This window comes from Gilliamella sp. Bif1-4, from assembly GCF_001690535.1.
Taxonomy (GTDB): Bacteria; Pseudomonadota; Gammaproteobacteria; order Enterobacterales; family Orbaceae; genus Gilliamella; species Gilliamella bombi.
The window spans coordinates 21,783-30,062 of sequence record NZ_LZHC01000044.1 but is presented as its reverse complement, the minus strand read 5'-3'; the positions used below and the strand labels follow the sequence as shown (position 1 = coordinate 30,062).

Here is an 8,280-nt window from a genome sequence, read left to right as displayed (position 1 = left end):
TTTCAAAAAAAATGTCATCATTTTTAGATAATGACAATAAAAACAATCAAATTAGATTTGAAAATGCCCATTACTTAATTAATGAGCTAGATAAAAACCCAGAAAAATTTTCACAATTTTCAAGTTCTTTTATTGAAAAGGGAATATCTGAAAACGTATTACCCGATTCTAATATCAAAGTGGGAGAAAATATAAAAGAAGCATTAAAAGACAAAGTAAATCCCCCACTCACTTTTGTAGAGACAGTTAAAAAGAAAGTTATCAAAGAAACTAAATTGTTAATCGACATTGTAGATAACACAAAAAAAATTCTGTTAGAAAAACCGTTAAAAAGCATTCAAGATAAATTGTTTAACAAAGCCATGGATGATGCTGAAAAAAAGTTAGAACATCAACAGAATAATCAAAAATCTAGTCAACGAGAAAAAAGCAAAAATGCTCAAGTTTCATTATGAATAATAGGAGGAAGACATGAAAACAATTTCTGCTGAAAATTATGTAAAAGAACAACAAGAACGTTCTGCAAATGATATTTACCGCCCTTTAAAACCTCAGTATGAGCTAGTTGATAGTGATAGCAATGTTGAATTAGATGACGAAATTATTGATGAGGAGCTAGACAATGAGCCAGCTTGATAAGTTAAATAACAGTTACAATGAAAGTTTGTATAATTTAATCGTTAATACTGATCACAAATGGACGCAAAGTTGGGCTAGCTTCGGATTTGAACAGCAAAATAGCAAAAACACTTCATATCGTGGAGCTAATCAAATCGTTTTATTTAGTCGAGCTGTTATGAGTGAATTTAAAGACCCAAGGTGGGTAACATTTAATGAAGCAAAGAAAAATAACACTCCAATAAAGAAAGGAAGTAAGGGTGAATTTATAGGATTTTTTACAGATACTGCTAGTGTTTTAAAAAAAGATGATAAAGGAAATCCTATTTTAGACAAAGAGGGGAAAAAACAATATGAGTTAGTTAAGTTAGATCGACCTGTTTTGAAAACATATTATGTTTTTAATGCTCAAGATGTCGATGGTATAAAACAATTTGAATTACCTGAAAAACCCAAAATATCTGATCCTGAAAAATATTCTAAGATCGATAAAATGATTGATAGTTACTGCAAAGATAATGAAATTTCATTAAAAGAAATTTCTAGTCAAGATGCGTTTTTTAGCAACGGTTCAAAAAATGTTGTAATGCCACTGAAAGAACAGTTTTCAAACATTGATGAATATTATGCTGTAGCATTTCATGAATTAACACATAGCACAATAGAGTGCGTAGGTAGAACTAATAAAAAAACGGATCGTAAGGGGTATAATGAGTTCGGTAGTAAAAACTATGCAAAAGAAGAATTGGTCGCAGAACTGGGGGCATTATTTATGTGTCAAAAGTTCGGTTTAAGCGGTTTTGCAAATAATGAAGAAAGCAATACGTTAAAATCATTAGCATATTTAAAAAATTGGTTAAAGGCAGGAAAGCTGGAAAAAGAGGATTTAAGTGTTGCGCTTCGTGACGCTAATAAAGCTGTTAATAAAATAACCAGCTACATGGAAAAAGAAAAGAAAGTAGAAAAATCAACACAAATTGAAAAATAAATATTATTTAATAAATATTATTTATTACTAAGAGGTGACAGATGCATTTTGAATATAAATCTATTGAATTAAAAACAAAAATGTAGATAGCTGATAAAAGCTCTGTATGACGCCTATTTAAGTTTTTTCTTTAATCCGCTACCTAGTTTAACCATGAAAAAAAAACGGCTTATTTTGCGATATATTGCGTTATAAGCCATTATTTAATCAGCTTCATGTGTTGACCTTAAAAAAAACAAAAAAAATTTATTATTTATTGACCGCGGAGCGGAAGCCATTACAGGTTGCCGACGCATATTTTTCGATTGTGTAGTAATTGTGAATTAGTGTTGTAAAGCTGTTGATAGCTAGAATTAGCTATCAATGGCTTTTCAATACGTTTGCGTAGCAAAATTCACAGTTAATGCACATGAGAAAACTCACCGATAATCTTTTATCTTCCCCCATTAAGTTATATTGAGTTATTCACAGGTAAATTGAGAAAAATAGCCGTTAAAAGAAGTTATATTTAAGTTAAATAAGTTATAGAAGAGTTGGACAGCGTTTAAATCCTTTTTGGAAAAGGGATTGCAGAAATTGATAAATTCCTGATACCCGATTGAAAATTCCTGATACCCGAAAAAAAATTCCTGATACCCGAAAAAAAATTCCTGATACCCGAAAAATTTTTGAGTTATCCACAGAATACCTCTTGAAATATTCCAATATCCCGATATTATATTTTATTCCTGATACCCGAAAAAAATTCCTAATACCCGAAAGGAGATTAAATTGAAAACATTGCGACCTGTAAAACATGAACAGCTTGAATTTTTATTAGCTGATAACATTAATATATCTTCGGTTCGTGACGAAATCGCAAGTATGGAACACCCGTTCTTTTCTTTAAAGGGTGGGGATATGAGAGATAGAATTTATAAAAACGGTAATGTCACTGTTATTGTGAAATCAACCAGTTCGGGAATAGCTACTATTTTTGATAAAGACATCTGGTTATATTGTATTTCGAAGTTACAACAAAAGATTAATGATAATGAGCCAGTTAGTCGAACAATTGTTTTTACTCCGTATGATTTTTTTATCACTACTAATCGAGACAAAGGCGGACGTTCATACAAAGAATTAGAAAAAACACTTAGTAGATTAAAAGGAACTGTAATCACAACTAATATAAAACATGGAGATGAAAAGCAAGAAATTATTGAGTTTGGTTTGATTGATAGTTGGCGAATTTTAGAGGAAAAAAAAGGGAACTTAAATATTGGTATGGTTGAAGTTACACTGCCAAATTGGTTATTTACAGCAATAACAGAAACAAAAATATTAAAAATTAGTAATGATTATTTTAGAATTAGAAAAGCTATTGATCGACGAATCTATGAAATAGCAAGAAAGCATTGTGGTATTCAATATGAATTTGAAATTACTCTTGATAAGCTTCAATTAAAAACGGGTAGCACTTCAACTAAAGAGAAGTTTAAATTTAATATAAAAAATCTAGCACAAGAAAATAATTTACCCGATTACGAAATTGAATTAGATGTGAAAAAAAATATTGTTAAATTTAAAAATAGAAATCCTGATAGCAAAAAAGCTGATGCAATGGAACGTATTAATAATGGAAAAAAACGACTAAAAGAAATAAAAAAAATTTTCTCATAACACTAGGTTTTATCGGGATTGTAGAATTGCTTCTAGGTAATTTAGGGTGTACCCAAAGTTTTAGTTAAATTCAATTATTTTTTGATTAAAAATTAACTGTTTTTTTTATTCTCTTTAATCACTTTTTTTACAGTTGTTAATGAGCATTTGCACATTATTGATATTTGTTGAAGTGACAAATTTTTATTAAAACGATAATTGATAATTTTGTTATGTAATTCAGTATTTTTTTTCCTCCCTTTATATTTATTATTAGCCTTTGCGATTGCTATTCCCTCTTTCTGACGTTGCCTTATATCTTCATAGTTATCTCTTGCTTGAATCAGAGCTAAATTTAGTAATAGATTCTGTACAGTATCTAAAATCATTTTCTGTAGCGTTGTCATATTTTCATTATAAAATCCAGATAAATCAGGTACATTAGATATGTATAGTTGGGCACCTTTATTGCGAATTGTTTGAATTAATTCGACGGCTTGAGGAAATGGTAACCGAGTTAGACGATCCATTTTTTCGACCATGACAATGTCTCCATTTTGCAACGATCTGATTAATTTTTTTAACTCTGGTCTTTGTGAATGAGTTAATGTACCCGAGGCTTTTTCTCTATATATACCGGCAATAAAATAATTAAATTTTTTTGCTTCCTCAATAATTTTTTCTTGCCTTGTTAGATCTTGTTCATGAGTACTAACTCTCATATAAATTCTACATATTTTTGTCATAACAATTTTCCCTTAAATGACAGGTCACTTTGGGTACACTTAAAATTACTGTACAAAAAATTGGTAATTTTTATGAAAAGTTTTTCAAAAAAGTTTTTAATTTTATTAACTCTTTGTTGTTTTTCTTCCTCATCTTTTTCAAATGAAATTTCGTATGAACCATCGATAAATAGCAATGACCCGTGTACTGTTTTCATATGCATGGCGGGTAAAGTAAAGGGGATAAGTTCATCAGAATGTTCAGCCCCTACAAAGAAATTTTTTAGTATTGTTTCAAAAAAACATGGCAAATTTAATGGCGGTAGAACGTCAAATGCAAGAAACGGATTCCTTGGGCAATGTTCAATTGCTGATCCGAGTATGATAAATAAAATTATCAGTAAGTTTGGAACGTTACGTCATTAATATTTTAGAGTTTTCTCATGTGCATTAACTGTGAATTTTGCTACGCAAACGTATTGAAAAGCCATTGATAGCTAATTCTAGCTATCAACAGCTTTACAACACTAATTCACAATTACTACACAATCGAAAAATATGCGTCGGCAACGTTAATGGCTTCCGCTCCGCGGTCAATCAACAATAGTTCTTTTTGTTTTTCAAGGTCAAGGTCTAATGAATGCGTTGAATATGTTGTTTCTCGTTTGTGCGCCACTTGTTCATCAAGATACTCTTAACTCATTGATTGCAACTGAAAGCGGTTTTAATCCTTATGCGATAGCTGTTGTTGGTGGTACGGATTTGACTACTCAACCTAAAACCAAAGATGAGGCTATTCAGATAATTAAAGAGTTTGACAGAAAGGATATTAACTATTCAGTTGGACTAGGGCAAATCAATAAAGCTAATTTCGAAAAATATGGAGTAACGGGAGAAGAATTACTTGATCCATGTTTAAACCTTACTGTCTCTCAAGATATTTTAAAAAATTGTTATGAACAGTCTCCGAACAAATCGGTATCTGAAGCATTAAGCTGTTATTACAGTGGCAATTACAAGTACGGTTTTGTAACTGAAAAATCAGGCAATTCATATTTAGAACGCATTATTAATAATATCGATAAAAAACCACTTGTTCCTAATATAAAAAATGACAGTTATGTCAAAAATGAGAGGAGGAATAATAAACAATTAAAGAAATTTTCAATTACTAAAAATAGACAAATAAAAAGCATTTCAACCAATTTAAAAACAAAGTTTTGAACAAAGGTAAATTATGAAAAAAATTAATACATTATTATCACTATTACTTTTTTCTAGCTCTTCTTTTGCTGCTGGAGGAGGTCTTTCAAAAGTTAATACAACGATGCAACTTGTATCAGACACATTATCTGCTATTGCAGTTGTGACAGTAACTATATCAATAATGTGGGCAGGTTACAAAGTTCTATTCAAAGGCGACCCAATGATGGAAGGCGCAAAAATTTTGGGCGGGGGTGTTTTTATCGGTGCGTCATCTCAAATAGCATCTATGCTTGTGGGATAAAAAATGAGTTTAAATCGAGATATCCTTTACAAAGCTTTAACTAGACCACCAATGCTAATGGGTATCCCGATTTATCCGTTAGTAATCACGGGGGGATTCATTTTTTTAATTTCGGTGTGGTTTAATTTTATTCTCTTAGCGTTATTGTTACCTGCTTATTTAACTCTAAAGATTCTGACAAAAATTGATGAAAAAATGTTTCAAGTGATTGGAACTAAACGTCATTTATTTGTAAGAAAAATAAGAAATAAATCATTTAAAAAACGGATTAGAGCATACTTTTTTTCTTCTGTTGATTACTCACAGATTCGATTAAAAGGTAAAAATGAAAAGGAAAAAATAACTATGTTAGATTCTGCAAAATCGATTCCATTTAGCGAACTAATACCCTACTCAACACAGCTTACCAATGATATTGTTATCGATAAAAACGGTTATTTGCTGTCAACGTGGGTTGTTGATGGTATATCGTTTGAAACAAGAGAAGATGAAAACATTGATTACTATAAATACTCATTAAATACATTATTAATATCACTTGGATTAGAAAATGTAGCGTTCTATTTTCACAATATTAAAGACTTTACAAAATACAATCTTGACCCAGTTTTTAATAATGATTTTGCAAATGAAATTAATCAAAAATACATTTCATCATTTAAAGATTCAGAGTTCATGGAAAATAAGCTTTTTGTCACTCTTGTTTTTAAAAAAACTCGTACAGAATCTTTAAATAGAAAAATGGCTAAACCCGCCGAACGTAAGTTAGAGTTAGATAAACGAATTGATACATTTAACGATATTTGCGGTCGTGTAGAAAGTGCTTTAGCTAAATTTAGTATTTATAAATTATCATGTTATTTAATTGATGATGTCAAATATTCTCAACAGTTAGAATTCTTCAATTATATTCTATCACTACAATACCAGCGTATTCGTGTTCTTGATACGCCTATTTATAATTATCTGGGCAATAATGAAGTTAGTGTGTGTGCAAGTGGTGTTTTAAAAATTACAACACCAACTAACCAAATGTACGCAAAATCAATAGAAATAAAAGACTGGACAGCATATACAGAGGCAGGTTTTTTAGATGAATTAATTAATTTCCCTTGTCGTTACATAATAACCCAATCATTTTCTGTTTTACCAAAAAATGTTGGTAAGAAAAATATTGATAGACAAATAAAACAGCTTACATCAACAGAAGATGATGCTATCTCACAGTTAGCAGAATTAGAATTAGCAAAAGAAAAGCTGGTTTCGGGTGAGTTAATCATGGGAGAGCATCATTTTTCAGCATTGATTATTGGTAATAATGAAGATGAGGTTAATCAAGCCGTCAATAATTTTATTACGACAGTTAACGACCTTGGTTTTGTTGTTACAGTAAACTGGTTAGCTCCTGATGAAGCCTATTTTGGACAGTTACCGTCTAATTTTAAATTTCGTCATAAAGTGAGTGATATTACAAGCCTCAATTTTTTAGGTCTCAATTCGTTACATAATAACCCTGTAGGCAAGCAAAAAAATAATTCTTGGGGGAATGCAGTAACATTACTAAAAACTACAGCTAATCAGCCATTTTATTTTAATTTTCATCAAACAAGAATCGGTCGAAATGATTTTGGTGAGATGAACCTAGGTCACTCTTTGATGGTGGGTAAAAGCGGAACTGGTAAGACAATGACATTATCTTTTCTATTGAACCAGTTAACACAATATGAATTTGAGGGTTCATTTCCCTACAATGCGGTCAATCGTAAATTCACTGCAATCTATTTCGATAAAGACTACGGGGCTGAAATCAATATTCGAGCCCTTGGTGGTAAATATTTTTCATTAAAAGATGGACATCAAACGGGATTCAATCCGTTTATGATGGATAAAACTGCTGAGAATATAACTTTTTTAAATAAATTAATTGCAATGCTGGCAACGATGAATGGTGAATTGTTATCAGTTAGAGAGAAAGAACAAATTAGCATTGCAGTTAATGCGGTAATGAGTGAAGAAAAAGTTAATCGATATCATGGAATGTCACTTCTACTTGAAAATATTCAATCTGATATTAGCAATGATAATGATTTGAGCAGACGGTTATCGATTTGGGCGGGAGATGGAGAATATGCGTGGGTTTTTGATAATGAACAAGATTATATCAATTTTGATACGCATTCCATTTATGGTTTTGATGGTACAGAGATTTTAGATAATAAAAATATTGTTGCTCCAATCACATTTTATATTTTACGTCGAATTGAACAAATTACAGATGGTCGCAGATTGCCGATCTTTATGGATGAATTCTGGAAATGGCTTTCGGGCGGAACTTTCTTTAAAAAGTTTATTTACGACGGTTTGAAAACATTCCGAAAAAGAAATAGTTTTTTAGTTTTTGCAACTCAATCTCCAGACGAGATAATTAAAAGCGATATAGCTAGAGCAATTATAGAACAAGTCGAAACTTTTCTTTTTTTACCCAACTCTAAAGCAGATATTGATGAATATACAAAGCATTTTCAAGTTTCATTAAAAGAATACGAAATTATAAAAAAATTAGCAGATGACAGTCGTCAATTATTAATAAAAAAAGGCAATGAGAATGATGGCGACACAAGAGGAAATACCGTTGTTGCAAAAATCGATTTGTCGGGGCTGGGGCGAGAAAACTTAAAGATTTTATCTGCATCAATGGAAAATATAAATTTAGTTCATTCATTGATTGAGCAAGTCGGAGATGAACCTAAAAATTGGTTACATCTGTTCAAACAACAATGTGTTTAATTTCGTAAGGAAAT

9 protein-coding genes are annotated in these 8,280 nt (G+C 30.9%); 8 read left to right on the top strand and 1 reads right to left on the bottom strand.

All coding sequences use genetic code 11. The features are described 5' to 3' along the window. From A9G25_RS06805 to A9G25_RS06795, 4 genes are all read left to right on the top strand, one after another. Nucleotides 1-455: hypothetical protein (locus A9G25_RS06805; RefSeq protein ID WP_218057561.1), on the top strand; the 455-nt coding region annotated here is incomplete at its 5' end. A 16-nt stretch (nucleotides 456-471) separates the two neighbouring features. Then, nucleotides 472-636, top strand: a complete 165-nt coding sequence (locus A9G25_RS12835) for a hypothetical protein (protein ID WP_176701088.1) — start codon at nucleotides 472-474, stop codon at nucleotides 634-636. Then, entirely contained in the window at nucleotides 623-1,606 is a 984-nt protein-coding gene (locus A9G25_RS06800) for a zincin-like metallopeptidase domain-containing protein (protein ID WP_065626308.1), read from the top strand. The genes A9G25_RS12835 and A9G25_RS06800 overlap by 14 nt, the downstream gene beginning before the upstream one ends. Nucleotides 1,607-2,377: 771 nt before the next feature. Beyond that, nucleotides 2,378-3,268 (top strand): replication initiator protein A, encoded by an 891-nt coding sequence (locus A9G25_RS06795; RefSeq protein WP_081297183.1) that lies wholly within the window; start codon nucleotides 2,378-2,380, stop codon nucleotides 3,266-3,268. A gap of 92 nt (nucleotides 3,269-3,360) precedes the next feature. Here the strand turns inward: A9G25_RS06795 and A9G25_RS06790 are convergent, their stop codons facing one another. Beyond that, a complete protein-coding gene (locus A9G25_RS06790; RefSeq protein WP_065626306.1) occupies nucleotides 3,361-3,993 on the bottom strand; it encodes a recombinase family protein in 633 nt (210 codons plus the stop codon). A gap of 72 nt (nucleotides 3,994-4,065) precedes the next feature. Between A9G25_RS06790 and A9G25_RS06785 the strand changes: the two genes are divergently transcribed. The 4 genes from A9G25_RS06785 to A9G25_RS06770 all read left to right on the top strand — a co-directional run bounded on the left by A9G25_RS06785 (nucleotide 4,066) and on the right by A9G25_RS06770 (nucleotide 8,266). Continuing rightward, complete coding sequence (locus A9G25_RS06785) at nucleotides 4,066-4,398, top strand: TrbM/KikA/MpfK family conjugal transfer protein (protein WP_065626305.1); 333 nt, start codon at nucleotides 4,066-4,068, stop codon at nucleotides 4,396-4,398. Between the two features lie 210 nt (nucleotides 4,399-4,608). Further along, nucleotides 4,609-5,196 (top strand): lytic transglycosylase domain-containing protein, encoded by a 588-nt coding sequence (locus tag A9G25_RS06780; protein WP_065626304.1) that lies wholly within the window; start codon nucleotides 4,609-4,611, stop codon nucleotides 5,194-5,196. Nucleotides 5,197-5,209: 13 nt separating this feature from the next. Continuing rightward, the gene (locus A9G25_RS06775) at nucleotides 5,210-5,479 is read left to right on the top strand and encodes a TrbC/VirB2 family protein (RefSeq protein WP_065626303.1); all 270 of its coding nucleotides are present in this window, start codon (nucleotides 5,210-5,212) and stop codon (nucleotides 5,477-5,479) included. Nucleotides 5,480-5,482: 3 nt separating this feature from the next. Next, nucleotides 5,483-8,266 carry a VirB4 family type IV secretion/conjugal transfer ATPase gene (locus A9G25_RS06770; protein WP_065626302.1) on the top strand — a complete coding sequence of 928 codons (2,784 nt, stop codon included), beginning with the start codon at nucleotides 5,483-5,485 and terminating at the stop codon, nucleotides 8,264-8,266. Nucleotides 8,267-8,280 lie beyond the last annotated feature (14 nt).